This is a genomic window from Chryseobacterium vaccae, from assembly GCF_009602705.1.
Classification (GTDB): domain Bacteria; phylum Bacteroidota; class Bacteroidia; order Flavobacteriales; family Weeksellaceae; genus Chryseobacterium; species Chryseobacterium vaccae.
Genome location: NZ_VSWH01000002.1, coordinates 1 through 22,718, shown reverse-complemented (window position 1 = coordinate 22,718; position 22,718 = coordinate 1). Strand labels below are relative to the sequence as shown.

Here is a 22,718-nt window from a genome sequence, read left to right as displayed (position 1 = left end):
ATTATTCTCTCTTTTTTTAGAAAAGCAAAGCTGTCTTTGTTATTAAGAATTCTTACGATGGTCTGCTTGCTCAGCTTTGTCGTCTTCAGAATCATTAATAATATGTACAGGTGCTTATCTATAGCATATTGTTGGTTATTTAAACTATTGTAGATCGTATAAGTCTCTCCTTCTCTGTATACGGTGCAATAGTCTACATTCAGTTTGAATTTTCTTTGTAAAAAGCTTATTTTACTTTTGTCCTGGATTGAAAAATAAGTGTCCAGCTGATAGATCTGTTCCCATTGAACCGGATCTTCACAAACAGACTGCTCCAATATTTTATAGATCAGCTGGCAGCATCTGTTTGAGTAACTGTCAAATTCTTCTTCTCCATTCCTTTCTAAATCCTGGAATACATTCGTTTTGATCTTTCCTTCATCATTGTAATGAATCATAAGGGGGGCAATCTTGTAGTTGTATTTGTATGAAAACTTAAAGATGCTGTCCAGTATGTTTACATTTTTTTCAAGGAAAACGATTTCCTGTGATTTAGTAATGTCACTGCCTATATTGTTGATATCGATGAATAATAAAACATTAATGTTTTTTTTCAGGTTGTTGAGGATTTTCAGATAGCATCCCGGGTCCCTGCAATCGATGAATGAATGTTTGTAGAATTCATTGTTCAACTCTCCATTTCCATGGTCTTCTCTTACGATAATGCATTTTTTGCCTGCTTTATCCAGTAAGTACGGTATCAGTCTATACAGTCCATAGTGAAATGATATATAAATCTTAGCCTGATCAGAATCTCCTTCTATGCTGAAGTCATTCAAATAGTCATAGATCTCTTCATTTGAATTTTTGTAGAAATATTCTACAAGCTTAAAATGATTAATATATTTATTGGCAATGACTTCGTGAGATAATGCCGGATTTATATATTTACTATAGTGTATGGTTTTCAGAAGTCTGGTTTTATTAACCTTTTCTCTGTTGATGGCCTGGTGAAAGGTCATCCGCTTATTCAATACAGTCAGGATACTCATGGCTCGGCAAATTCTGGTTTAAAGAAGATGTATGGAGATCCATTCTTTCTGTTCTTGATCTCGAAGATTCTTTTTTCAAAGAATTTTTTATTGGTGATCAGAACATCGGTATCAGTATCCTTTTTGTTCATGAAGTAGAAGTGAACGTTTTTGTACTTCTTAATTCCTTCTTTTCCTTCATGCTCTATAAAGAAGCTGCATCTTTTTTCTATTCTTTCAGAGAACGTCATAAAGGTTTTCCTGCTGGTCTTAAGACGTTCAAAATCCAGAACAATATTCACTCCGTATAATGAAGATCTGTTGAGTTCCTGGATGGTTCTTGTTCCCAGGATTTCATCATCAAAATACTTTTCTATTCTTAATTCTATATATTTTGTATTGTTGGTATTAACAGCCTGTATAGAATTATAAAAGTCCGCATGGTCGGGAGAAATGGTGATCAGCTTAGAGTATTCTCTGTACGGTGCGTCTTTTCTGAGTTTCAGTTTAGGAAAATGAGTAACAGCGTCTGTTATAAATCCTAAATTCAATTCCTGCAGTCTTTCTATAAAAAGGACGATCTGCTCAAATTCTGCTTTGCATTTTGTATATATTTCGGCGATTGTGTTAACTCTCATGAGACTGATGATCTGGTTTATTCCTTTGGGTATCTGGAATACCAGGTCTCTGTTATTATCAAAAATAAGATCGAAATCTTCGCCTTTTATAATAAAATTGTGACTGTACAATAAAAAATGCTTATTCTTATTTTCCTTCAAAAAATTCATAAATATCTTCTATTTCTTCGGTTACTATTTTACTCTTCAAATGCAGGCTGTATACTTCTTCTTTGGAGAGAGGGTAAACATTCTCTCTTAGAGCATACTGATCTGATTGATGGATCAAACTTTTCCCAAAATACTGAGGGACATAATCTTTTTCTATTTCCGCCAGGAACGAGAAAAATAATGGAACTTTTGTGTAATCATTTATCATAATTAATTAGTTTTTCTGCCAATAACTTATCAACGCTATAGCTGCATTTCTCGGACTCGAAAACAAATTGACCTGAAGGATTTAGATCCACTAGATAGTATTCTTTATCTACCTTATTTTTTATAAGTTCTACGGTACAGAACTTGAGTTCCAGCTCTTCTAATAATCTTCTGAGATTATCTTCAACTTCTTTGCTAAGCTGATATGGAACCACACTGGAGTTAGATGAACTAATTATATTCTTTTTGTCTATATACTCGTCTTTGGTGTTAATCAAAACCGAGGAATAAAAAAGACCGTCTAAAAAAATCGTTCTAACTTCATATTCTGCATCGATACACTCTTGAAAATAGGAGGTAAAAAAATGATCAGGAATATCCTTTAATGTAGGCTTTGTAATCAGTGTCGTTAATGATAAAAGGGTTTTGTCATTTTTATCATAGAAATACCTGACTTTATCGCTCGATTTTTTCGTTATAATCTTGTCATTACTTTTTTCCAGAAATAATTCAAGATCTTCTTTTGTACTTATAAAGGCCTGTTTAGGGGTTTTCACATTGTATCCGTTGGCCAGTTTCGAAAGCAGGGGTTTGTTTAATGCTCTGCTGTTAAATAAACCTATGCAGTTTTTTTCTTTAAGAAGATGAAGGATGTAGTTGACGATAACTTCAGATTCTGATTCTATTTCTTCTCTGATTTTAACGCTTTCTTCCCCTTTTACTTCTATGAAATTGGGTTTGTACGGAAACTTTCTGTACCAGACAGACTTTACTGTTTCGTTCAGATTGACTCCTTTAAAAAAAATAGTGTCATTCTCTATTTTGAAATCTTTACTTTTCTCAGTAAAAATATCATCGGGGGTTATTTTTATAAATTCGTGCTTATAAAAAATAAGCCAGTCCAGCACATAATTTATACTTGCATCGTAATTGGATGAACAAAGAACTAAAATCATTTTGCGTATTGTTTTAATTTCTTTTTCACCATTGGTACCAGATGAAATACCAATAAGAAAATGAGGATTAGACTTCTTTTAATAACAATCAAGAATTCCATTCTTTCTCCTTTCACTACGATATTGTAGTACATCCCGAGGGTATCAACAACCTTGTAAGCAATGAAGATTAATAAGGCTGTTCCGATCACTGAATAAGCATAGGTGTACACATACAGTGCGACATTGTCTTTAAACAGGTAATCCGGATGATGCTGTCCTTTCAGCAGATATTTGATGATCTCTTTTGATTTGGTATTCAGATTCCGAATTCCAAATAGGTCTGATACTACCCAATATCCGTCTGTTTTAAAGAAAGGGTTTATATTGAATATCATCAATCCTATATTTTGTAAAAGGATATAGTAGATGTATTCTTTAATCGGCTTTTCTATATTCAGGAATAATGATCCCAGGAGCATCAGATGAATGATCATCTGGAAGTATATTCCTCCTAAGCTGGTGGTTATTCTTTTATTTCTGTCCAGTCCCCATGTTTTGGTAACATCGGTATAAAAGACAGGAAATATCAGGAATATCCCCATGGATATGGATGAAGGCTTTGCACCGTAATATTTACTCGCAGACGAGTGTCCCAGTTCATGAAATACGCCTATTACAAAAAAGCACAGATACATCATCCACACGTGGTTTAAGCTGATGTTTGCTTTATGTACGTGCAAACTCCCTGAGAAAATAAATACTAAGGATGAAAAAAAAAGAACGCATAACGGGATTAATACTCCTCTTTTAAACAGGAATGATAATTTTCCTGATAAAATTTCTGTAGTTCTGGCGTTTAAAAGGTCAAACAACTTGTGTATGCTGTCTACCTGAACTTTATCCACCGTATTGGAAACCTCCTGTAAAAGTTCTTCTATTTTATTAACAATAAGCGATTTAAAGTTTTCAAAATTGATGTCTTTAAAATCGAGGCTATCGTATATGTTTTTGATAGACATGCCTTCTTTCAAATGCTTGATAATTGAATAAAGGACACCAGATACTTCAAAACTCGTATTTTTATACAAAAGAACATTCAGTTCATCGTCTACGCTGTATAATTCTATTTCTTTTAAAAAAGTATATTGGCTGACGTTTAATAGGTTGTCATTTTTCATAGGCATTCGTATAATTTATGTTTTAGTCTTTCCGGATACCCGATTAAAGGTATTCCCGCTCTGGTTAATAAATGGACTGTCTTCGCTTTTGATAATACTTCATCCTGGGCATTGACAATCTGGTATTCGAATTTCAGTTTGGGAATCTTTGGCGCAAATGAGAGTTTTATTCTGATCATGATTTCTTCCTGGAATCTGATGCTCTTTAAATAATCGCATTCTAAACTGATAACAGGAAAATCAATCTTCATCTCTAAGAACTCTTCTTTGCTGATATGCAGTAAATCCTTTACCAGACGAAACCTTGCATTTTCAAAATACACCATGTATCTGGAGTGATGAACCACGCCCATGCTGTCTACATCAGAGTAATTTACATCCTGATTATACTGAAGCTCTTCTACTATATCCACCATCGTATGACCCAAATATTACAGAAGCACAATTTCCTCCGAACCCAAAAGAGTTACTCATAATGTATTTGAGCTCCGGCATTGGTTTAAGTTCTGTATTGACGTTATAATTTATTTCCCGATCTATTCTGTTGGAAAAGTTCGAATGCGGATGAATAGCCTGGTTCTTTAAAGTCAGCATGCATATGATGGCTTCTATAACTCCTGCGGTTCCCAGTGTGTGCCCGATTTTGGTTTTGGATGAATTGATAGGGGTATTGGGTAAATCATTTCCAAATACGCTTTCCAATGCATTCAGCTCCATAAGATCGTTGTACTTTGTACCGGTTCCGTGGATGTTTACATAGTCTATTTCTTTAAAGGAAAGGGAGGATTCTTTTAATGCTTTATTCATTGCGAACACAGCTCCGTTTCCTTCCGGATCCGGTTGTGTGATATGAAATGCATCATTGGAGATTCCTGAGCCCAATACTTTTCCGTATATAGGTGCTCCTCTTTTCTCTGCGGCATCTTCTCTTTCCAGGATAATGCATCCTGCACTTTCTCCCAGAAGCATTCCGTCTCTTTCTGCGTCCAATGATCTCAAGGTATCTTTAGACAAAGCTTTTAAGGCATTAAATCCGAACAAACTTATTTCTGATAAAGGATCAACCCCGCATACGATTACCATATCGCAGATCCCGTCTTTTATCATTTTAAATCCAACTTCTATGGCGTTTCCTCCTGCGCTGCACGCTGTAAGGGAAGAACATACCGGGCCTTTGGTTTTGTACTTATTCAGTACATCCTGAAGCAATAGAATGTTAGGGATATTTAAAACCTTTTCTTTCTTGTTATTTTTAGAAAATCTGTTCAGTGATTTTTTCACGATAAAGTTTTTACCTTGGGTGATATCACTTACCAGATCGCTGATTCCTCCAATAGAATTACTCAGGGAAACACCTACTTTTCTGTTGTTTTTAATAAGCTCTTTAGCTCTCGAGTTCTTAATAGCCTCGTCTACACTTTTCAGCAAAGAGATCGCTGCTCTGCTTCCTGTTTTAGTCTTGTTATTGTCTAAATCTTTGATGTAGGAAGATCTGTTGTTTCTTAGTTTACTACAGTCTATTTCATCAATAGGGTAGAATGTCTCTGAGTCTTTGTAGAAAAGATTCTGCTCAAACTCTTCAATATTCTTTCCAATAGAGCTATAACATCCTATTCCTGTTATTGCAACTCCAGACATAGCTTATTATTGATGTAGTTCGATAAAGATTCTACAGAAGTGAAAAGTTCAGTCATATTCTCACTATCCGAGAATTCAACATTAAACTCATCTGTAATTCCTACAGCGATTTCTAACGTGTCGATAGAATCTAATCCTAGTCCACCGTCTTTTTTGCTTAAGAATAAAGGGGTGTTGTCTTTAAAATCCTCAATATCAATTCTTAAATTTAATTTTTCAATGATAATTTCTTTAATTTGCTGTCTTGTTTCCATTGTTTTTATTTTTTATTTGTTGTTAAATATTTATACTTAATCCTCCGTCAATGACGATATTTTGCCCTGTGATGTAGGAAGATTCTTTGTCTTCTAATAAGAAATAGGCTAGTTTTGCGACCTCTCTTGCTCTTCCGAATCTGCGCATAGGAATTCTTTCCAGATATTCCAGATCGTTGGCCGTAGGTTTTTCAATAATTCCGGCTTCTATGAAACCTGGTGCAATACTGTTTACCCTGATGTTATATTTGGCCAGCTCTTTTGAGGCAATCTTCGTGATGGCATCCAGTCCTGCTTTGGAAGAACTATAGCAAGCCTGACCTATTAAACCATTGATTCCTGCTACGGAACTGATGTTTACAATGGTTCCTTTTTTGTTTTTAATCATATCTGTAGAGATATGTTTGATGATAGAGAAAGCCCCCGTAAGGTTGGTATCTATCACTTCTTTGAATTTATTATCCGGCATCAGAGGAATAAATGATCTGTAGTGGATTCCCACACAATTGATGCATTTTGTAATCCGTATTTCTTTTCCGGCGCCAAGTTCTTTAAGTGCATTTTTTATAGAGTTTGAATCGGTGATATCAAACTTAATTTTGATGTGATTTTCCTGATCTTTAATCAGTTCATCTATATTGTCGGAACTCCTATTATAATGCAAAATAAGGTGGTATCCTTTATCGATAAGGTATTTGGATATTTCCAGGCCGATTCCTCCGTTGGCACCCAATACCAGGCAGTATTCATTCATCATAGCTCAATTATATACGTGTTGATATTTCCTCCGAAAGACTCTACATTCACAAGGGCTCTTTTGGCTTCTCTGTTTTTCAGAAGGATAGATCCCAGGAATAAACAGATGCTGTCTTCTGCGCCCAAAGCACTTCCTATGATTTCTTTGTAGTAGATAATCTCTTTATTGCCTTTAATCAGCTCTCTTTCTATTTGCTTGGATTTGTTATCCTGGCAGAAAGAAACCACCAGATCAATATTCTCTAACTCAATATCTTTCAGGATGTTTTTATAAAACTTTCTGATCTCTTTTGAAGATATTTTATTGAAAAAATGAGTTTTTCCATAAGAAATATTAAAGAGCTTATCCTGGTTATTCTTTTCGTCTAAAGCCATTCCCAGAAGGCATGCCCCATCAGAAATTAATCTGTTTTTCTGGGTTACATAGCTTTTGATGTAGTCATTAATTTCATCTACTCCTCCACAAACAATGAATTCTTCGTTGCCTTCTTTAAGCTTATCCATGGCTAATAAAACAGGGCTGTAGCCGCCTATGGTATTATTATAGCCTTTGAACTGCTTATTCATCGTTAAAAGACCTGTAGCCGCATTCGGAACGGTATAAGGGAATAATAGAGGACTCGCTTTATCTTCTCCCTTTTCCATGGCTTTTGTGACAAAATCAATGGTTGTGGTGTATGAGTTATAAATGGTATTGATAATAATTCCCTTATTTTTAGCAGGAATATGATCACAATTATCAATATCGATATTCGCGTTGAACAGATACTTTGAAAATGAGTCTATTCTTCTGATTTCATTTTCTTCGTAAAAGCTTTCTAATCTAGGTTCTTCTATTGTAGCAGTTAAGACACCTTTTCTTTTTACTTCCAGGTTCTCCAGTATATTTTTTTCAAACTCTGCAGGAGAGTTTCCAAAATAATGAGAGATTCCTACGTGGGTTACGGTTATATTATTCATAGCTTATTTATCAAAAAAATACATTACTTCTCCTTTGGCAATTATTTTATCTTCAACCAATGCAGCAACTGACACTTTTGCGTACTGGCCTACTACCTTGTTTATGGTGGCTTCAATGTGAACACTGTCTCCCGGTCTTACGAAAGAGAGGAATTTGAATTCATTGATCTGAGCGATGTAGCCTCTGCTCGTTTTCTGATTGCTCAATAGAATTCCTCCTGCCTGAGAACAAGACTCTATCAGCAGAACTCCGGGGTATATCGGGTCATCTTCAAAATGTCCCCATAAATTGATATCTGAAGAGGTGATGTTCTTTACAGCCACTATTCTATCCTCGTCCATATATTTTACTCTGTCAACCAGTATAAAGCTATATCTGTGAGACAGTATCTGTCTGATGTCTTTTTGTTCTAAAACCATTTTATTTCTTATAAAAATGTTATACAATGATTATCAATGCTATGCTTCTAAAATCGTGATGTAAAAATGCTGGTATTTGAAAATTTGTATTTTACATCTGATGGATAGGTCATTGATCAATATTCTCTTTTGACTAATTGTTATTTTTTTGGGATGGATGTGTAAACCTGTTCCCAGCAGCTTCAAAAAACTTTCTTTGATCATCCACAGCAGTAGCGGAATGTTTTCATGTTCAGAAGCTTTCAGCATATCTTTCTCTTTCTGATTGAGAAAAAAATCATAGCTTTTAGGATTAATGACTCTCTCCGTCTCTATATCTATTCCTATAGGCTTTTTGCTCATTACGGAAACCTTCAGTGTGGAACTGTCTGAAGACGAGATAAAAAACTGATTATTGGGATCTATCTCTTTTCCGTATTTATTTCTTACAGTACATAAATTTCTTCTGTCTTCTTCCCTTATAAAGTGGGGCAGATGCGCTACAGAGTTTATTTTTGTAATGTTGAATTCCATGGCTAATCTTTATCTACCCCCGAAGACGCATATTCTCTCTGTCTGGCTTCGAATTTTTTCTTTTGTTCCTCGAATTCTACTTTAGAATAGTATTTCTTGGCTTTTGGCGCTGTAATTTCCAGAGGTTTATTGATGACCTCGATATGGGTTGCTGCCACAATCATTTTAATGTCTCCCACATAAAACTCTGATTTTACAATGAGCCCGGGTAATCCGCCTTGCTGGAAAGGCCCGTCTTTATATTGAATATCCGGAGCGTACCATACATGAAGGTCTATGGAATCTAATTTTCCTTTTGCTTCAATTGTTTTTAATCCCAGGATAGGTTCGGATTCTTCTTTAGCGATAATCCAGTTTATTTTAGGAAGGTTTTCCTTCACATAGAATATTTTATTGGCCAGATCATACCCTTTTGTATAGGTGTTTTTAGAAAAATCTTTCACATAGGGATATTTATCTCTTCTCTCTAACTCCTTCAGGATAAATGATGTCATAGACTGGGAGTTATCAATTTTGCCTTTATATTCAAAAACAGATGCGTTGTTATTAGCTTTCAAAGTATAATCTGCAAAAACGCCTTTTGATAATTCCTCCCGGAGGCTTGCCTCTACCTGAGATCTTACATTGGAAGGAACGGTTTTCAGCAGATCTTCCGGATTTACGTCTAACTGAACCTTATAATCTACATTTAAAAACTTCTCTTCTTTTTGCGAGTACATGGTTGCACTCAGGAATAATGATATGATGAATAATGCTTTATTTTTCATGGTAATCTTTTTAGTGGGGTTAATGATTCCGATTTTTTAATTAAAACAGTGTACTGAATGAAGTTTAAAGTGTTTTCATCAGGACTATATGGCTTTATATTTTTTCCTAGTAAATTTCTGATGCTAATCAGCTTGGTATCTGAGGAATAAGGGCTGTTCGTATTATTTAGCTTGAACAGAGCTACTCTTTCCGAGTCTGATGATTGTATTAAATCATTAACTCCGTAGAGATAGAACAAAGGCCCGTTCAGATTGAACCAATTGCTTTTTTCATTGGGTACTTTTGGATAGTCTTCGCCATCTGGCAGGTAAGTATAACTATCTATAGCGTACGTTGCTATGCTTATTACCTTAAGCTTTTTCTCCTTTAATCTGTAGGCGAATGGCTGGGTATCGCCGGACAGCTTGTCCTGTAAAATATGAGCGTGCCCGAATAAACCATAAAACCTGGCATTTTCTTTATTTTTTATCGTATCATATACCTTAGTGAAATTATGATACAGTATTGAATCTCTTCCGCTGGTTATTTCAGGATTAGGAACGTCTACGCCTATTACTTTTATTTTAGCCCCTTCATTTTGGGACAGGTTATAATTTCTGATGTTTCTCCACTTTTCATAGTATTCAATACTTGATTGTTGTGGTATATATTCAGCCAGCTCGCTGACTGTTTTTTTCAATAATGAAGGGTCTTCTTTTTCGTTTGAAAGGTACTTGTTCAGCTGAGCGGCTAGTTTTTCGCTCATTTCTGCAACATAGTATGTTACCCCGTATTTTTTGTTTAAATAGAAAATGAACTGTTCATCTAACTCCTGAACGTCTTTTACTCCATGGTTCTCTCCCAGCAGGTAGAAATCCGCTTTTTCTATATTTAAATCTATGTTTCCTATTTTTTGTAAAGAGGAGATATCTGTTTTATTCTTTTTAAGATAATCTGTGTACTCTTTTTTTGATTTTATAAAATTCCTGTTGAAAATTCCTATTGAAATTGAAAACATAACAAGTAGAAGTATCAGAATTCCTAAAATTTTCATTGCTTTTTTCCATATTTTTTTCATACTCGGTGAAGGGTATTTTATGATTGGTATATATCCCTCTTCTTTATTTCAAGGCACTGGTTAAGCAGCTCCTTTTTTAAAAAAGAAATTATTGGTGGGTTTTTAAGAGGGTGTTGATATGGTTCTGACGGGCAGGTGTTTCATAAATCAACCTGCATTTTATTAATGAAAGCTATTGGTAAGCGTTCATTAGGCTATGTTCTAGCTTGAATTTTCATGGTTTTTATAAATTAGTCTGGTCTTTGTGGCATCCACAAAACACTAATTTATTTTTAGTATATAGAGGAGAAATATTCCATCCTCCTCTATATAATAGGTAGAATATTCTAAGTTTCTTCTTAAGAATCGAAAGATACGCTGATTGCATCTGCAGCTTCTGAAGCAGCCGGATTAATCATTTCTTGTCTTTCTTCTAGTTTTACAGTTTTTAATGCTTCTGTTAAAGATTGGTTGTCAAATTTGTTGCTCATAATGTTTGTTTTTAATTGTTGTTAAATTATTGTATTGTTAATGGGGTGTTGATTAAGAATCGAAAGATACGCTGATTGCATCTGCAGCTTCTGAAGCAGCCGGGTTAATCATTTCTTGTCTTTCTTCTAGTTTTACAGTTTTTAATGCTTCTGTTAAAGATTGGTTGTCAAATTTGTTGCTCATAATGTTTGTTTTTAATTGTTGTTAAATTATTGTATTGTTAATGGGGTGTTGATTAAGAATCGAAAGATACGCTGATTGCATCTGCAGCTTCTGAAGCAGCCGGGTTAATCATTTCTTGTCTTTCTTCTAGTTTTACAGTTTTTAATGCTTCTGTTAAAGATTGGTTGTCAAATTTGTTGCTCATAATGTTTGTTTTTAATTGTTGTTAAATTGTTTTGTTGTTGATTGGGGTGATTAAGAATCGAAAGATACGCTGATTGCATCTGCAGCTTCTGAAGCAGCCGGGTTAATCATTTCTTGTCTTTCTTCTAATCTTACAGTCTTTAAAGCTTCAGTCAAAGACTTCTTGTCAAATTTGTTGTTCATAATGTTTGTTTTTAATTGTTAATTTATTTTTTTGTTGTTGGTTAATAAAACTGGCTTTTTACACGTGTGCTTTAATTTTATGTTTCAAAAGTATGTCACTTTTATACGGAATGAAATTGTTTTCGATCAAACATGCTTTTTCTGGGATAAAAACCTATTTTTATAGGATAATCATTATTATAAAAGATCAAAGTTTAGGGTACTGATAATTAAAATACCCTTCAGAAGCCGGGAATTATGAAATATGAGACATACAATAGGTATATATTAAGAAAGCCTTTATATTCTTATGATATACTATTTAATAACAGGGAAACCAGGGATATAGAAGATGTGGTAGACAGCCTGATACAAGATGATACGTTCATCACCTCCATCTATTGGAGTTCTCCGGATCTATATCACACCATCATCCAGTATCGGGAGAAGACGCTTAAACCAGACAGAATTCCCAAGCTCATCCATACCCTAAAGAAATATGCCATCCGATCCAGCACCAGGTGTACCCCTTATGGAACCATGGCCGGTATTGCTCTGAAGCATCTGGGACAGGATGATCAGGAAGAAACGATACTTCCCTCCAGGAAAACCAGGATTGATATGGATTTTTTAAGAGAATTCAAATCTCACATTGAAAACAATGAAAAGATCCGGAAAAACCTGAAATATAAAGTCAATAATACCCTGTTTAAAACCTCCGGGCAGTATAGGTACCAGGAATTCACCAACCATAACGGGGAAGAAAAATGCCAGATGATATCATTGGATTTCAATGAATATCTTGAACGTATTTCCGAATTTTCCCAATATACCAGCTATGATGATATCAAAAAACAGCTGCTTCCGGACTTTAGCCATGATGAAATCTCAGATTTTCTGGAAGAGCTGATTGATATTCAGTTTTTGGTAAGTGAAATTCAGCTCACCCTCACAGAAGACAATATTCAGAATATTAAAAATATCGTCCAAAGGCTGATTAAAAATGATATTGCCGAAGCAGGAGTCTATTTATTCATTCTTAACAAAATAGAGCACTGTATAGCCTTATTAGATGGTACAGCACTGGATTACCTGCCTGTTTCTGAAATAAATGAACTTAAATACGCCGTTAAAGAACTGGGAATTGATAAAACCCACTTTTTCCATGTGGACCTCAATCATTCCCCTGAAGGTAAAATTGAACTGGATGAAAAAACCCGCCGCAATATATATACTTCAGTGGCCATACTTCACAAATTTGGTTCTGCCAACCCTCTGCATAAAGATCTGAAAACCTTTAAAAGTACTTTCACTACCCGATACGAGTCACGGGAAGTTCCCCTTATGGAAGTGTTAGACTCTGAATCTGGCATCGGATTTCCGGCAGCATCCAAAATAGGCAGCCTCCATGTAAATCCTCTCATAGAAGGTCTTGCAGCTAAAAATAAAGACGATAAAAAGGCTGCCCGGAGTTCCAATACCGATTTTATTTTAGATTTAATTGAAAAAGGAGGAAACCAGGCCGTTCATTTAGAACATTCCGATTTAGGAATAATAGAAGAAAATCCTGTCAGCCATCAAAACTTCAGCATTATAGGATCTCCTGTCCAGGGAAGCTTCTTCTTACAAAGTGTAGGAAACTCCGGAGCTAATTCTATTCTGGGAAGACTTTCTTTATTCAATCCGGAAATAGAAACGCTCTGCAGGGACATACACCACAATGAACAGGAGAAAAATCCTGATATCATACTCGCTGAAGTCATCTACATTCCCGAAAAGAGAGTCGCCAATATTGCCAGGAGGCCTAAGTTCTCAGCATATGAAATTCCCATTTTTGCAGGCAGCAGCAGTGAAGATACCCATCAGATCCTGTTAAGTGATCTTTTGATCTCAATAGAAAAAGAAGAAATTATTTTAAGATCCAGAAGACTCAATAAAAGAGTCATTCCCCGCCTCTCTAATGCTCACAATTTTCATAAAAGTGAAAATATTTATTATAAATTCCTGTGTGCCTTACAATCTCAGGGGCAGGATAATATTCATCTGGATATCAACTATTCTAAAACCAAAAAAAGATTTGTTCCGCGCATAGCCTATAAAAATATTATCCTGCACCGTGCCTGCTGGCTGCTGCATGAAAGTGATATTATCCTCATTAAAAACGCTGCCGATCCCCTCGCTGAGCTAAAAAAGTTTTTCAAAACGTGGAATGTCTCCAAATATGTTGTATTGGTTCAGGGAGATAATGAGCTCTTCTTAGATACTTCCAATGACACGTATTTGTCTTTACTTATTGACGAATTAAAAAATAATAAAATGCTGCAGCTGGCGGAATGGCTGCTTCCTGTTGATGGTGAAAAGAATTATAACCAGCAGATTATTCTTCCATTGGAAAATAAGAATTTTAAAAACCCGGTTTCTTCATTTCGCAGGGAGTCATCAGCTCTACAAAGAAGCTTTGCACCAGGGAGCGAATGGCTGTATTTAAAAATATACTGCAGCTCTGCTCTTTCAGATCATATTTTGTCTGAAGTTCTGAAACCTATTTTGGATGAGCTGATAAAAGATAACATCATCAGGTCTGCATTTTATATCTTATATACCGATCCTCATTATCATATCAGATTTAGAGTCAATTTAATCAATACCGGTTTATATTCGGAGGTTCTTCAAAGAGTCTACACCGCATTAAATCCATACCTTCAGCAGGAAACAATATGGAACCTGCAGATAGACTCTTACCACAGGGAAATTGAACGGTATTTTCCAGAATACATGGAGGCCACCGAAGCAGCCTTTTATTACGACAGCCTGCTGGTTTTAAGCTTATTGTCTCACGATCATTTTACCCACTTTGAAGACATCCGGTTATTTGCCTCTGTAAAAAATGTAGATCACTGGCTTTCTTTATTCAATTTTTCGTTACAGGAAAAATTAGATTTCTGTAAGTCTATGGAAAGTGTATTTTTGCAGGAATTTTCTGCAGAATTAAAATCTCATATCAATTTAAAATATAGGATTTTAAAGGAAGATCTGCATTCGTTCTTTACAAGTTCTCATTTTGAAGAAGAATTTAATATTCGAAATAAGAACCTAAAGAACTTAAAGCTCTGCAGAGAAAATCTATCCAGTTATATTCATATGAGTGTTAATCGATGGTTTTCTTCAGAGCAGAGAGCATTGGAACTGATGACCTATTCATTTGCGTCCAGGTATTATAGTAGAATTTTAAGCCAAACAAGGTAATGATATGCAGACATCCTATAAAAGTATGACTCCGTTTCTGGAAAAAATTGCGCAATTCAATTTTGAGAAACTCTATAACCCTGTCAACAGAATTTTATGCCATACTTTTGTGTGGATATTCTTTTCTTCGTTCCTTTTTCTAAACTATTGGCTGGAGCTGAAAATTTCTTTTAAATCCAGTCTTTTATTAACCGGGCGGGGAACCATTAATAATATGGTTGTCTTTTACATATTCTTTTATATCATTGTTCCCCAAATATTTAAAAGCAGAACCTGGGGAATCCTTCTGATCATCATCAGTCTTCCTTTTTCTATTTATACCTGGCTCACCATCAATCATCTTCAATTCAGGTTTTTAAATTATATGAATATTGATATCCTGGATGGGCCGCTCAAGAATATTATCAGCAGGAATGCAGCCATGCCCTTTAAACAGGCGCTGTCCTTCAAGAATGTTTTTGGAAGTGCCATCCTGGTTATTTATTCATTTTCGCCGCCTTTCTTTGTCAAAATCCTGTTTGATATTGCAAGACTTTTTAACCGGACCATCTATTTTCAGAAACAGACTTCCGAATTGGAGCTTCAGAATCTTAATATTGAAAAAGATTTTCTAAAAGCCCAGCTCAATCCGCATTTTCTTTTTAATACCCTCAATAATTTATATGGATTGGTTGTAAAAAAGGATCCTAATGCCCCGGAGGTCATCATTAATATCTCAGATTTAATGGCCTATACTTTATATGAATCTAATACTGAGAAAGTTTCCCTTCAAAAAGAATTGGATTTTATCCAGAATTATTTTTCACTGGAAAGAATGCGCTACTCTTCTGATAAAAAAATTGATTTAAATATTACGGTTGAAGATTCTATCCAGAATGTATTAATTGCTCCCTTACTCTGCTTTACGTTCATAGAAAACGCATTTAAATATGGTTTACAGACAGCCAGTGATAATTTTTTAGAAATAAATATCCATATTGTGAATAATATTTTTTATTTTTCCATTGAAAATAATAAGGAGAAAAATTTTATAAAAAACACGGTTTTAGGCGGAATTGGCGTGAAGAATGTTGAAAAAAGATTAAACCTCATATATCCCAACAATCATAAACTGATAATCGACGACAGAGAAACAAGCTTCTTTGTTTCCTTGTCTATAAACTTGACATAGATGGATGATAAATTACGGTGCATCGTGATAGATGACGAACCAATTGGGAAAGAATTAATTGTAGATTTTGTAAAAACGGTCCCTTTTCTGGACCTTCAGGCTTCTTATGATGATCCTATGGATGCTTTAGCCTACCTTCAATCCAATGAAGTAGACATTATTTTTAGTGATATCCAAATGCCTAAAATTAATGGAATTGATTTAATAAACTCTCTTACCAACCGGCCTTCCGTTATTTTTATAACGGCCCACAGGGATTTTGCTTTAGAAGGTTTTGAAAACGGAGTGGTAGATTACCTTGTTAAGCCCGTTGCTTACAGCCGTTTCCTGAAAGCGGTCAACAGAGCGAAAGAAAGAATACAGGCTACTCCAAAAGCGGAACCAGCTCCTGCTCCTAAAGATAAAAATCCTGTTGTTGATCGTATCTTTATTAAAGTGAATGGAAAGCTGGTCAAAGTTATTCTGGATGATATCCTGTATGTTGAAGCGCTGGGTGATTATTTAAAAATTGTTACAGACTCAGAGTCTTTTACCACCTTAGCCACTTTAAAATCTATGGAAGATATATTGGTTCCTCCTACTTTTTTCAGAGTGCAGAGATCCTTTATTGTGAAACTGACTGTTATAAAATCTGTTTCAGGGAATGTTATAGAACTTAATAATGGGAAAGCCATCAGTATTGCAGTCACTAAAAAAGACGAGCTGTTTAATTTGCTGGGAATCTAGCCTGGCTTAATTCTATTACTCTTTCTATTTCCTCTATAAATTGGTTATGCTGAATGTTTTTATTTAAAACACCTATATTCAGCATTTGATCTTTGGTGAAAAATTCAGAGATAATATTTTTTGATAAAACGGAGGTCATTATAATGACAACACCTCCTTTATTGATGTAGTTTTTCAAATAAAGAACATCAATATTAACAGAGTCAATATCCCAGAATATAATCTGTTCATAATCGTCGGTATTATTCTTTTTTTCTTCGGTTACCAGGAAAAAAGGAGTTTTACTGATAAATTCTTTCAGTTTATACATGAGAATATCATTCTCTGATATTATTTTACAATTGATCCACATTATTTTTTTATTTAAAAAGATGAGCTGATAGAAATAGAAGTCTGATGAGTATCAAAATCATCCCCTGTAGAGAATTGATAATTTTTAATAACTCTTTTCTTGATTACTAATTTTGGATTCTGCGTCTTTGGATTCATGGTGTTTTGTTTTGGTGTTTTTATTAATTTCTATTCCAAAGGTCATTTATACAGGGTCCGAAAACAAAACAATTCGATGAAACTGGCAAATCCGTCGATAAGATATTTATTCCTTTCGATATGCTTTTTTTGCTCTTGCTGATTATCTGCTCAAAATTCCTCAGAATGCACCTTTGAACAGATCCGGACATTCATTTTTATTCTTGTAATACAATCCATAAATGAGGGCGTAATAATAAAATCAGAAGGTCAATATTCTGGCGAAAAATAATAGAGGTATATAGTATAGATGATGCATTGTATTAAGATTTTTAAAGACTGATTATTTTAAATATCCGGTCTTTATTTTTTAAAAGTATGTTTAGATCATTAAAAAAACATATTATAACTAATTGATAATCAAAATAAAACTCAATTTTATATAAATATATATTTATATAATTATATATTTATATATTTGTGTAATTATATAAGGTATGGCTAAAATTATATTAACAACCCATCAGAAAGGAGGGGTAGGAAAATCAACACTAACATTCAATCTTGCCGCTAATCTTAAGGAGAGTGCAAAAGTCTGTATTATTGATTTTGATGCCCAGGGCTCTTTATACCAAGTCCGGGATTTGTCTGATGTTCCTATTTTTCTTGAGGACCAGTTAAAAGAAATTCAGAATTCAGATTTTGATTTTATCTTCATAGATACGCCCCCTTATCTTTCTAATAAACTGCCGGAGCTTTGTGATCTTGCAGATGTCATTATTATTCCAACCAAAGCCGGGGTTCTGGATCTTCTAGCCATTAAAAGTACCATTGATATGATTGAACAGTCCGGAAACGAAGAAAAAGCAGTTATTGTTTTCAATATGGTGAAACCCAATACCACGCTTACGGATGAAATAAAAGATCAATTAAACGAATACAATGTTCGGGTTTCCAAAAATATGATGTCCGACCTGGTGGCGTTTTCCCGATCTGTTTTAATTAATGGAGTGGATAACAATAATAAAGCACAGAAGCAAATTGATGCTCTAACAAAAGAAGTTTTAACCATTGCAATCAAATAAATATATATTTATATATTTATATAATTATATAATTATATAAAAACATGGCAAAGCAAGATTTTACCGCGCTGATAGGCAAAGCAAAGCAATCACAGATTAAAACACCGGTACAAAAAGTGGTTCCGGTGAAAGAAAAAAAGGACGAAATTCTTTTTTCGCTCCATATTCCTGCAGAAAAATTAAAAACGTTGAGAGTACTCTCAGCAGAACAAAATATAAGCCTGAAAAAAATGATCAATAAGGCCATTGATGAAAAATATTTTAATAACGCCGATCAAAAACAGGATGGATAGACAGCTTCATTTCCGGGAAAAGATAGAGTTTATCTATCAATTTATTATGCATAACATAACAACCCCGCCGGCCCAGAAATTTCTGAGTCTTTTTTGTTTTTCTTTTTTTTGTTTTTCTTTCACTCCGCAGATGACAAAATGACAGGTAAAAATTCGCGGAAACCCTGATTAAATAAATCTCTTTTTTAACAAACGTTATTTTTAAATATTTTAATACTTTAATACTTTATTATTTTAAGGTCTTGTAACTTATTTAAAATCAATAAATTACAAACTTAAAAACGACCTTTTATAAGCTAAAAACGACTTTTTATAAGTTTAAAACGACTTTTTATAAGTTTAAAACGACTTTTTATAAGCTAAAAACGACTTTTTATAAGCAGGATTCGACATTTATATATGACAGATGTTTTTATATGTCGTTTTTGCTTATATTTGTCACTCTAAAATGATATTTATGGAACTACTTGATACAGGCACTGATGACAGACTGGTTTATCAGCATAATGTAATCACCTCCGGGAGATATGATTACTCTGCCTGCATGCTTGATATTCTCTTTATGGTTCTTTCCTGCCTGGAAAAGGAAAAACTGGAATACACGATTCATACTCACGATATAGAAGAAATAACGGGACGAAAATGGAACTATAAACAGCTGAGAGATGCAACGGCAGAAATAGGCAGCAGACTGTTTGAAATTGAAACGCCTGAAGTATACCGCCAGCTCTGGTTATTTGAATATGTAGATTATATGAAGGGCACAGGCTCTTTTAAGATCAAGATTAATGAAAGCGCCAAGCCTTATTTTTTTGATCTGAAAAATAATTTCACGGCATTGCAGCTGAAATCTGTTTTAAACTGTTCTTCCAAATATGCCAAGAGGTTGTACGCTATTGCCCGCCAATGGAGAAACGTTGGAACTAAGCGTTTTGAAATCCAGGAATTAAAACAAATGCTTGGATTGATTGATAAAAAGGGAAATGAGCAGTTTGAAAGAATCAGTGATTTTAAAATTAAGGTTCTTGATATCGCCCGAAAGCAGATTTCAGAGAATACGGATATTGAGATTGATTATGAGCTTAAAAAAAGAGGTCGGGAGTTTTACTGGATTATCCTGCATATCAATTCTCAGAAGTTTAAACAGCTGGAGATTGATTTTGAAAAGCCCCTCAAGACTCAGAAATTCATCTCCAAATTGGTGATGTATGGTTTTAGCCAGGAACAGGCTGAACTGATTTCCGAAAAAGAGAAAGAAAAAGACTTTGATATCTTAATCACAGACCTGAACGAAAAGATAAGACAGAGAAAACTGAAGATAGAAAATTCTGCAGGCTATCTTATTGGTGTTTACCAGAAAAAAGGAATTCTGCCGGTAAAAAACTAACGGGATATCCTGTAATGATATCAACAAAAAAGCGCAGGGAAAAGAATCTGATCAGTGATTCTTTTCCCTTGCGCTAGAGAGAATATGCTTTATTGTTGGTGTACCGGTCTTTGGGCTGCGGAGAGAATGCAGAACCGATACTTTGGTTTAAAATTTATATCGGACATTCACCATGAAATATCTTCCTAATACATTTTTGGTTGTAGTTTCTACGTAAATATCATTAAATGCGTTGCTCACTACGGCTCCATTTCCCAGTAAGTTTCCTCCAATCAGGGTAACATATACTTTCTTGGCAATGTTGTATCGTAAAGAAGCGTTCAGTTCTTTGGCTTCATTTATTCTTTGTCCGTCACGGTTCTGAATACGGTAAGAGAAATCGGATTGAAGCAGTAATTTGCTATTGATAGACCATGATACATCCGCAAACGGTCTCCAGCCATCAAAATTCTGTTCCGTCAAAGATTTGAACTTGCTGAATGTTGCATTTAATCCGATGTTCAGTTCTAAGCTTTTCTTAATGGTAAACTGGTTATTCAAGGTATAGTTCTGGGTAAAACTATTGCTGTTAACCACCTGAACATCCGGGCTGTTTAATGTGTTGGTGAATGTATAATAATCTGAATAAGATAAGGTTCCTGATAAACGGGTATTCATCCATTTGGTGAACTTTTTCCCTATTCTGAACATTCCTGAGTATGATTTCTCCTCATAATCGGAATTGAAAAGGCTGTTAATCTGTGATACGGTATACGCATCCGGATTTGACGGGTCTGTTACTACTTTCTCGAATCTGGAGTTATTCTGAATACTTCTTTCACGGTGTACATAACTCAGATTGGCAAATACGTTGAAAAATGTAAATGAGTCAAAGTGATTGAAGTTTAATGAGGAAGTATGCGTTAATGCCTGTCTCAGGTTCTGGTTTCCGCTGAAAATAGAACGGTAGTTCTGAATGACATATGATTCCGTCAGATCTTTAGCATTAGGGAAGCTATACGCCTGATTATAGTTTAAAGTGATTTGGGTGGCGTTGCTGAATTTATAATTCAAAACAACATGGGGTAACACTTTAGCTTCATTAAAGCTTGTTTTTGTTCCGGTTCTAAATTTTGCTGTTTCATTAAAGAACGATACTCCGGCTCCCAGATCTGCCTGGAAATTGCCTAATTTTTTGGTAAAGGTAGCATCAGCAAATGTTTCATTATAATTAAAATCAGTATCGGAAACCGCGTTATTTTGGGTAATCAGATTGTCCTGATCGTAAATTTCATTTTTGAAGCCCTGAAAAGAGAAGTTCGTTCCGATCTTAAATTTCAGGTTGGTTGTATTATTAATCAACTGATTATAAACAGAGTATAACTGAAGGGTATTCGTGGTATACTCCTGATCTTGTCTTAAGATATAACGCCCATTGTTAGGGGTTAGGCTTCCCCAGGCGTTAAACATCTGTTCTTCTGCATTCATCAATAAATCTGGTGTTTCTTTCTGATATTGATGACGAAGATAAAATCCTATGTTGTTATCTCTCCCTACTTTCTGGATATAAGAAAGGGTTTGGGATAGATTATAATTTTCACGTTTTGTCTGGTTTTGGCTGAATCCTGTAAATTCATTATTTCTGAATCTGTTCACGCCCTGTTCTTCCTTGTTGTCTACATAGTTCAGGTTCAAACGGTATTTTACCTGTCCTCTGTCGCTTGGGGAATAATCTACCCGTAAGCGGGCCATCATGGATAATAGATTGTTTTTATTCTCCTGGTCATCTTCTTCTTTGTAGCTGTCGTTGAAGATTCTTTCAACTTTTGATTTGTATCGGATGTTATTGGTATTCACCAACCCGAATCCTGAAATTTTCATTTTCTTATTCGGTTCATATCCGAAATGGGCAGCGCCGTTGTAGGTTTCTACTTTAAACGCATTGATACTTGGTTCGAAATTCAAGGTATTGTTTCCTCCACGCAGTGAGTAGATGCTTCCTTCTGAATTGAATTCAGAGATTCCTCCGAAGAAATTGAAATAGTCATCTCTGTCAAATACCTGCTTTCCGTACGTATTAAAATCATTGATTAACGTCGCGTCTATTTTTTCAGAGAAGTAAAACACTTTGGCTTGTGCATCTGTATGTTTGTTAGCGTCTCCTCCTAGGGTTACGTTTCCGAAAGCAAGACTTTTCATATTTTCTTTCAGTTCAATATTTAAAGAGAACTGTTCGTCTTCCTGTAGTGAGGAAGCAAATGGATTGGCTTTGAATTTTGTATTCAGCTGGATTTTAGAAACGGCATCTGAAGGCAGGTTTTTGTTCAGTAATTTTTGGTTTCCACCCATTACTTCACGTCCTCCTACGGTAACCTGAGTCATTTCTTTTCCTTTGTATAAAAGCTTTCCGTTCTGTACTTCTACTCCCGGAAGCTTTTTCAAAAGGTCTTCCAAAACCACTTCATTTCCTGTTTTGAATGAGTTGGCGTTGAATTCCAGGGTATCACCTTTTACCTTAACGGCTTTTGCTGCCTTCACAAGCACTTCTTCTATGGAAGCTACGCGCTGGCCTTTTTTCAGCTTCACCTGGTAAAGGTTTTTATAGGTTGGATCCAGGCTTGCAGTATGGTTTTCGTAACCATTATGGCCGATCTCTATGGTGTATTTATTTTCGCAGTTCAGTTTTATTTCAAACTTTCCTTCAGCGTTGGTAGATACAGATCCTTCTGTTTTTCCGTTATTAAAAACAGATACAGAAGCGTCTGAAAGGGGAAGGCCTGATGCTTCCTCAAGAACCTGCCCCTTCAATATGCACTCTTGTGCACTCACTAAGTGACAGAAAAAAATTAAAAGTATTACTATTGTTTTTTTTAGCAT

General features: G+C 35.0%; 27 protein-coding genes. 6 read left to right on the top strand and 21 right to left on the bottom strand.

Annotated features, from left to right (window positions below):
* The 18 genes from FW768_RS23450 to FW768_RS23890 form a co-directional block, all read right to left on the bottom strand.
* Positions 1–1,031: lysophospholipid acyltransferase family protein (locus FW768_RS23450; protein WP_153400099.1), on the bottom strand; the 1,031-nt coding region annotated here is incomplete at its 3' end.
* The gene (locus FW768_RS23445) at positions 1,028–1,798 is read right to left on the bottom strand and encodes a hypothetical protein (RefSeq protein WP_153400097.1); all 771 of its coding nucleotides are present in this window, start codon (positions 1,796–1,798) and stop codon (positions 1,028–1,030) included. The genes FW768_RS23445 and FW768_RS23450, both read right to left, overlap by 4 nt.
* Complete coding sequence (locus tag FW768_RS23440) at positions 1,776–2,006, bottom strand: hypothetical protein (RefSeq protein ID WP_153400095.1); 231 nt, start codon at positions 2,004–2,006, stop codon at positions 1,776–1,778. Before FW768_RS23440 ends, FW768_RS23445 begins: the two co-directional genes overlap by 23 nt.
* Entirely contained in the window at positions 1,996–2,961 is a 966-nt protein-coding gene (locus FW768_RS23435) for a hypothetical protein (RefSeq protein WP_153400093.1), read from the bottom strand. Before FW768_RS23435 ends, FW768_RS23440 begins: the two co-directional genes overlap by 11 nt.
* Complete coding sequence (locus FW768_RS23430) at positions 2,958–4,121, bottom strand: zinc metalloprotease (protein ID WP_153400091.1); 1,164 nt, start codon at positions 4,119–4,121, stop codon at positions 2,958–2,960. The genes FW768_RS23435 and FW768_RS23430 overlap by 4 nt, the downstream gene beginning before the upstream one ends.
* Complete coding sequence (locus FW768_RS23425) at positions 4,118–4,537, bottom strand: acyl-CoA thioesterase (protein ID WP_153400089.1); 420 nt, start codon at positions 4,535–4,537, stop codon at positions 4,118–4,120. The genes FW768_RS23430 and FW768_RS23425 overlap by 4 nt, the downstream gene beginning before the upstream one ends.
* The gene (locus tag FW768_RS23420) at positions 4,506–5,759 is read right to left on the bottom strand and encodes a beta-ketoacyl-[acyl-carrier-protein] synthase family protein (RefSeq protein WP_153400087.1); all 1,254 of its coding nucleotides are present in this window, start codon (positions 5,757–5,759) and stop codon (positions 4,506–4,508) included. Before FW768_RS23420 ends, FW768_RS23425 begins: the two co-directional genes overlap by 32 nt.
* The gene (locus FW768_RS23415; RefSeq protein ID WP_062703447.1) at positions 5,741–6,013 is read right to left on the bottom strand and encodes an acyl carrier protein; all 273 of its coding nucleotides are present in this window, start codon (positions 6,011–6,013) and stop codon (positions 5,741–5,743) included. Before FW768_RS23415 ends, FW768_RS23420 begins: the two co-directional genes overlap by 19 nt.
* Positions 6,014–6,035: 22 nt before the next feature.
* The gene (locus FW768_RS23410) at positions 6,036–6,770 is read right to left on the bottom strand and encodes an SDR family oxidoreductase (protein ID WP_153400085.1); all 735 of its coding nucleotides are present in this window, start codon (positions 6,768–6,770) and stop codon (positions 6,036–6,038) included.
* Positions 6,767–7,729 carry a beta-ketoacyl-[acyl-carrier-protein] synthase family protein gene (locus tag FW768_RS23405; protein WP_153400083.1) on the bottom strand — a complete coding sequence of 321 codons (963 nt, stop codon included), beginning with the start codon at positions 7,727–7,729 and terminating at the stop codon, positions 6,767–6,769. The genes FW768_RS23410 and FW768_RS23405 overlap by 4 nt, the downstream gene beginning before the upstream one ends.
* 3 nt (positions 7,730–7,732) lie before the next feature.
* Positions 7,733–8,149 (bottom strand): 3-hydroxyacyl-ACP dehydratase FabZ, encoded by a 417-nt coding sequence (gene fabZ / locus FW768_RS23400; protein ID WP_153400081.1) that lies wholly within the window; start codon positions 8,147–8,149, stop codon positions 7,733–7,735.
* A gap of 39 nt (positions 8,150–8,188) precedes the next feature.
* Entirely contained in the window at positions 8,189–8,662 is a 474-nt protein-coding gene (locus tag FW768_RS23395) for a 4'-phosphopantetheinyl transferase superfamily protein (RefSeq protein WP_153400079.1), read from the bottom strand.
* Positions 8,663–8,664: 2 nt separating this feature from the next.
* The gene (locus FW768_RS23390) at positions 8,665–9,429 is read right to left on the bottom strand and encodes a GLPGLI family protein (RefSeq protein ID WP_153400077.1); all 765 of its coding nucleotides are present in this window, start codon (positions 9,427–9,429) and stop codon (positions 8,665–8,667) included.
* Complete coding sequence (locus FW768_RS23385) at positions 9,426–10,487, bottom strand: TraB/GumN family protein (RefSeq protein ID WP_153400075.1); 1,062 nt, start codon at positions 10,485–10,487, stop codon at positions 9,426–9,428. Before FW768_RS23385 ends, FW768_RS23390 begins: the two co-directional genes overlap by 4 nt.
* 338 nt (positions 10,488–10,825) lie before the next feature.
* Complete coding sequence (locus tag FW768_RS23905; protein WP_262885806.1) at positions 10,826–10,957, bottom strand: hypothetical protein; 132 nt, start codon at positions 10,955–10,957, stop codon at positions 10,826–10,828.
* A gap of 52 nt (positions 10,958–11,009) precedes the next feature.
* Positions 11,010–11,141 carry a hypothetical protein gene (locus tag FW768_RS23900; protein WP_262885806.1) on the bottom strand — a complete coding sequence of 44 codons (132 nt, stop codon included), beginning with the start codon at positions 11,139–11,141 and terminating at the stop codon, positions 11,010–11,012.
* 52 nt (positions 11,142–11,193) lie between these two features.
* On the bottom strand, positions 11,194–11,325 hold the full coding sequence (locus tag FW768_RS23895) for a hypothetical protein (RefSeq protein ID WP_262885806.1): 132 nt from the start codon (positions 11,323–11,325) through the stop codon (positions 11,194–11,196).
* A gap of 50 nt (positions 11,326–11,375) precedes the next feature.
* Positions 11,376–11,507 (bottom strand): hypothetical protein, encoded by a 132-nt coding sequence (locus FW768_RS23890; protein WP_262486736.1) that lies wholly within the window; start codon positions 11,505–11,507, stop codon positions 11,376–11,378.
* Positions 11,508–11,744: 237 nt separating this feature from the next.
* Here FW768_RS23890 and FW768_RS23380 point away from each other — a divergent pair, with 237 nt between their 5' ends.
* From FW768_RS23380 to FW768_RS23370, 3 genes are read left to right on the top strand one after another with little or no spacing between them, the layout of a single operon-like run.
* On the top strand, positions 11,745–14,732 hold the full coding sequence (locus FW768_RS23380) for a lantibiotic dehydratase (RefSeq protein WP_153400073.1): 2,988 nt from the start codon (positions 11,745–11,747) through the stop codon (positions 14,730–14,732).
* Positions 14,733–14,736: 4 nt separating this feature from the next.
* Positions 14,737–15,903 (top strand): sensor histidine kinase, encoded by a 1,167-nt coding sequence (locus tag FW768_RS23375; RefSeq protein ID WP_231128838.1) that lies wholly within the window; start codon positions 14,737–14,739, stop codon positions 15,901–15,903.
* A complete protein-coding gene (locus tag FW768_RS23370) occupies positions 15,904–16,629 on the top strand; it encodes a LytR/AlgR family response regulator transcription factor (protein WP_153400071.1) in 726 nt (241 codons plus the stop codon). It abuts the gene before it with no gap.
* Here FW768_RS23370 and FW768_RS23365 read toward each other — a convergent pair.
* Both FW768_RS23365 and FW768_RS23885 read right to left on the bottom strand, forming a co-directional pair.
* Positions 16,610–16,939, bottom strand: a complete 330-nt coding sequence (locus FW768_RS23365; RefSeq protein ID WP_153400069.1) for a hypothetical protein — start codon at positions 16,937–16,939, stop codon at positions 16,610–16,612. The two genes, FW768_RS23370 and FW768_RS23365, sit on opposite strands and share 20 nt — an antisense overlap.
* A 53-nt stretch (positions 16,940–16,992) precedes the next feature.
* Positions 16,993–17,118, bottom strand: coding sequence for a hypothetical protein (locus FW768_RS23885; protein ID WP_262885805.1), 126 nt, complete (start codon positions 17,116–17,118; stop codon positions 16,993–16,995).
* A gap of 476 nt (positions 17,119–17,594) precedes the next feature.
* On the opposite strand from FW768_RS23885, the gene FW768_RS23360 reads away from it, so the two are divergent.
* The 3 genes from FW768_RS23360 to FW768_RS23350 all read left to right on the top strand — a co-directional run bounded on the left by FW768_RS23360 (position 17,595) and on the right by FW768_RS23350 (position 19,862).
* Positions 17,595–18,182 (top strand): ParA family protein, encoded by a 588-nt coding sequence (locus FW768_RS23360; protein WP_153400067.1) that lies wholly within the window; start codon positions 17,595–17,597, stop codon positions 18,180–18,182.
* 44 nt (positions 18,183–18,226) lie between these two features.
* A complete protein-coding gene (locus FW768_RS23355) occupies positions 18,227–18,475 on the top strand; it encodes a hypothetical protein (RefSeq protein WP_153400065.1) in 249 nt (82 codons plus the stop codon).
* A gap of 457 nt (positions 18,476–18,932) precedes the next feature.
* Positions 18,933–19,862 carry a replication initiation protein gene (locus FW768_RS23350; RefSeq protein WP_153400063.1) on the top strand — a complete coding sequence of 310 codons (930 nt, stop codon included), beginning with the start codon at positions 18,933–18,935 and terminating at the stop codon, positions 19,860–19,862.
* Between the two features lie 147 nt (positions 19,863–20,009).
* Here the strand turns inward: FW768_RS23350 and FW768_RS23345 are convergent, their stop codons facing one another.
* Positions 20,010–22,670 (bottom strand): outer membrane beta-barrel protein, encoded by a 2,661-nt coding sequence (locus tag FW768_RS23345; RefSeq protein WP_231128836.1) that lies wholly within the window; start codon positions 22,668–22,670, stop codon positions 20,010–20,012.
* Positions 22,671–22,718: the final 48 nt, after the last annotated feature.

Bases quoted from the DNA above. Each gene is read 5' to 3' on its own strand.
- FW768_RS23885 (WP_262885805.1), bottom strand. From the start codon at position 17,118: ATGAATCCAAAGACGCAGAATCCAAAATTAGTAATCAAGAAAAGAGTT.
- fabZ (WP_153400081.1), bottom strand. From the start codon at position 8,149: ATGGTTTTAGAACAAAAAGACATCAGACAGATACTGTCTCACAGATAT.
- FW768_RS23425 (WP_153400089.1), bottom strand. From the start codon at position 4,537: ATGGTGGATATAGTAGAAGAGCTTCAGTATAATCAGGATGTAAATTAC.
- FW768_RS23430 (WP_153400091.1), bottom strand. From the start codon at position 4,121: ATGAAAAATGACAACCTATTAAACGTCAGCCAATATACTTTTTTAAAA.
- FW768_RS23365 (WP_153400069.1), bottom strand. From the start codon at position 16,939: ATGTATAAACTGAAAGAATTTATCAGTAAAACTCCTTTTTTCCTGGTA.
- FW768_RS23415 (WP_062703447.1), bottom strand. From the start codon at position 6,013: ATGGAAACAAGACAGCAAATTAAAGAAATTATCATTGAAAAATTAAAT.
- FW768_RS23410 (WP_153400085.1), bottom strand. From the start codon at position 6,770: ATGATGAATGAATACTGCCTGGTATTGGGTGCCAACGGAGGAATCGGC.
- FW768_RS23445 (WP_153400097.1), bottom strand. From the start codon at position 1,798: ATGAATTTTTTGAAGGAAAATAAGAATAAGCATTTTTTATTGTACAGT.
- FW768_RS23405 (WP_153400083.1), bottom strand. From the start codon at position 7,729: ATGAATAATATAACCGTAACCCACGTAGGAATCTCTCATTATTTTGGA.
- FW768_RS23355 (WP_153400065.1), top strand. From the start codon at position 18,227: ATGGCAAAGCAAGATTTTACCGCGCTGATAGGCAAAGCAAAGCAATCA.
- FW768_RS23890 (WP_262486736.1), bottom strand. From the start codon at position 11,507: ATGAACAACAAATTTGACAAGAAGTCTTTGACTGAAGCTTTAAAGACT.
- FW768_RS23895 (WP_262885806.1), bottom strand. From the start codon at position 11,325: ATGAGCAACAAATTTGACAACCAATCTTTAACAGAAGCATTAAAAACT.
- FW768_RS23435 (WP_153400093.1), bottom strand. From the start codon at position 2,961: ATGATTTTAGTTCTTTGTTCATCCAATTACGATGCAAGTATAAATTAT.
- FW768_RS23370 (WP_153400071.1), top strand. From the start codon at position 15,904: ATGGATGATAAATTACGGTGCATCGTGATAGATGACGAACCAATTGGG.
- FW768_RS23395 (WP_153400079.1), bottom strand. From the start codon at position 8,662: ATGGAATTCAACATTACAAAAATAAACTCTGTAGCGCATCTGCCCCAC.
- FW768_RS23905 (WP_262885806.1), bottom strand. From the start codon at position 10,957: ATGAGCAACAAATTTGACAACCAATCTTTAACAGAAGCATTAAAAACT.
- FW768_RS23390 (WP_153400077.1), bottom strand. From the start codon at position 9,429: ATGAAAAATAAAGCATTATTCATCATATCATTATTCCTGAGTGCAACC.
- FW768_RS23440 (WP_153400095.1), bottom strand. From the start codon at position 2,006: ATGATAAATGATTACACAAAAGTTCCATTATTTTTCTCGTTCCTGGCG.
- FW768_RS23350 (WP_153400063.1), top strand. From the start codon at position 18,933: ATGGAACTACTTGATACAGGCACTGATGACAGACTGGTTTATCAGCAT.
- FW768_RS23385 (WP_153400075.1), bottom strand. From the start codon at position 10,487: ATGAAAAAAATATGGAAAAAAGCAATGAAAATTTTAGGAATTCTGATA.
- FW768_RS23900 (WP_262885806.1), bottom strand. From the start codon at position 11,141: ATGAGCAACAAATTTGACAACCAATCTTTAACAGAAGCATTAAAAACT.
- FW768_RS23375 (WP_231128838.1), top strand. From the start codon at position 14,737: ATGCAGACATCCTATAAAAGTATGACTCCGTTTCTGGAAAAAATTGCG.
- FW768_RS23420 (WP_153400087.1), bottom strand. From the start codon at position 5,759: ATGTCTGGAGTTGCAATAACAGGAATAGGATGTTATAGCTCTATTGGA.
- FW768_RS23380 (WP_153400073.1), top strand. From the start codon at position 11,745: ATGAAATATGAGACATACAATAGGTATATATTAAGAAAGCCTTTATAT.
- FW768_RS23360 (WP_153400067.1), top strand. From the start codon at position 17,595: ATGGCTAAAATTATATTAACAACCCATCAGAAAGGAGGGGTAGGAAAA.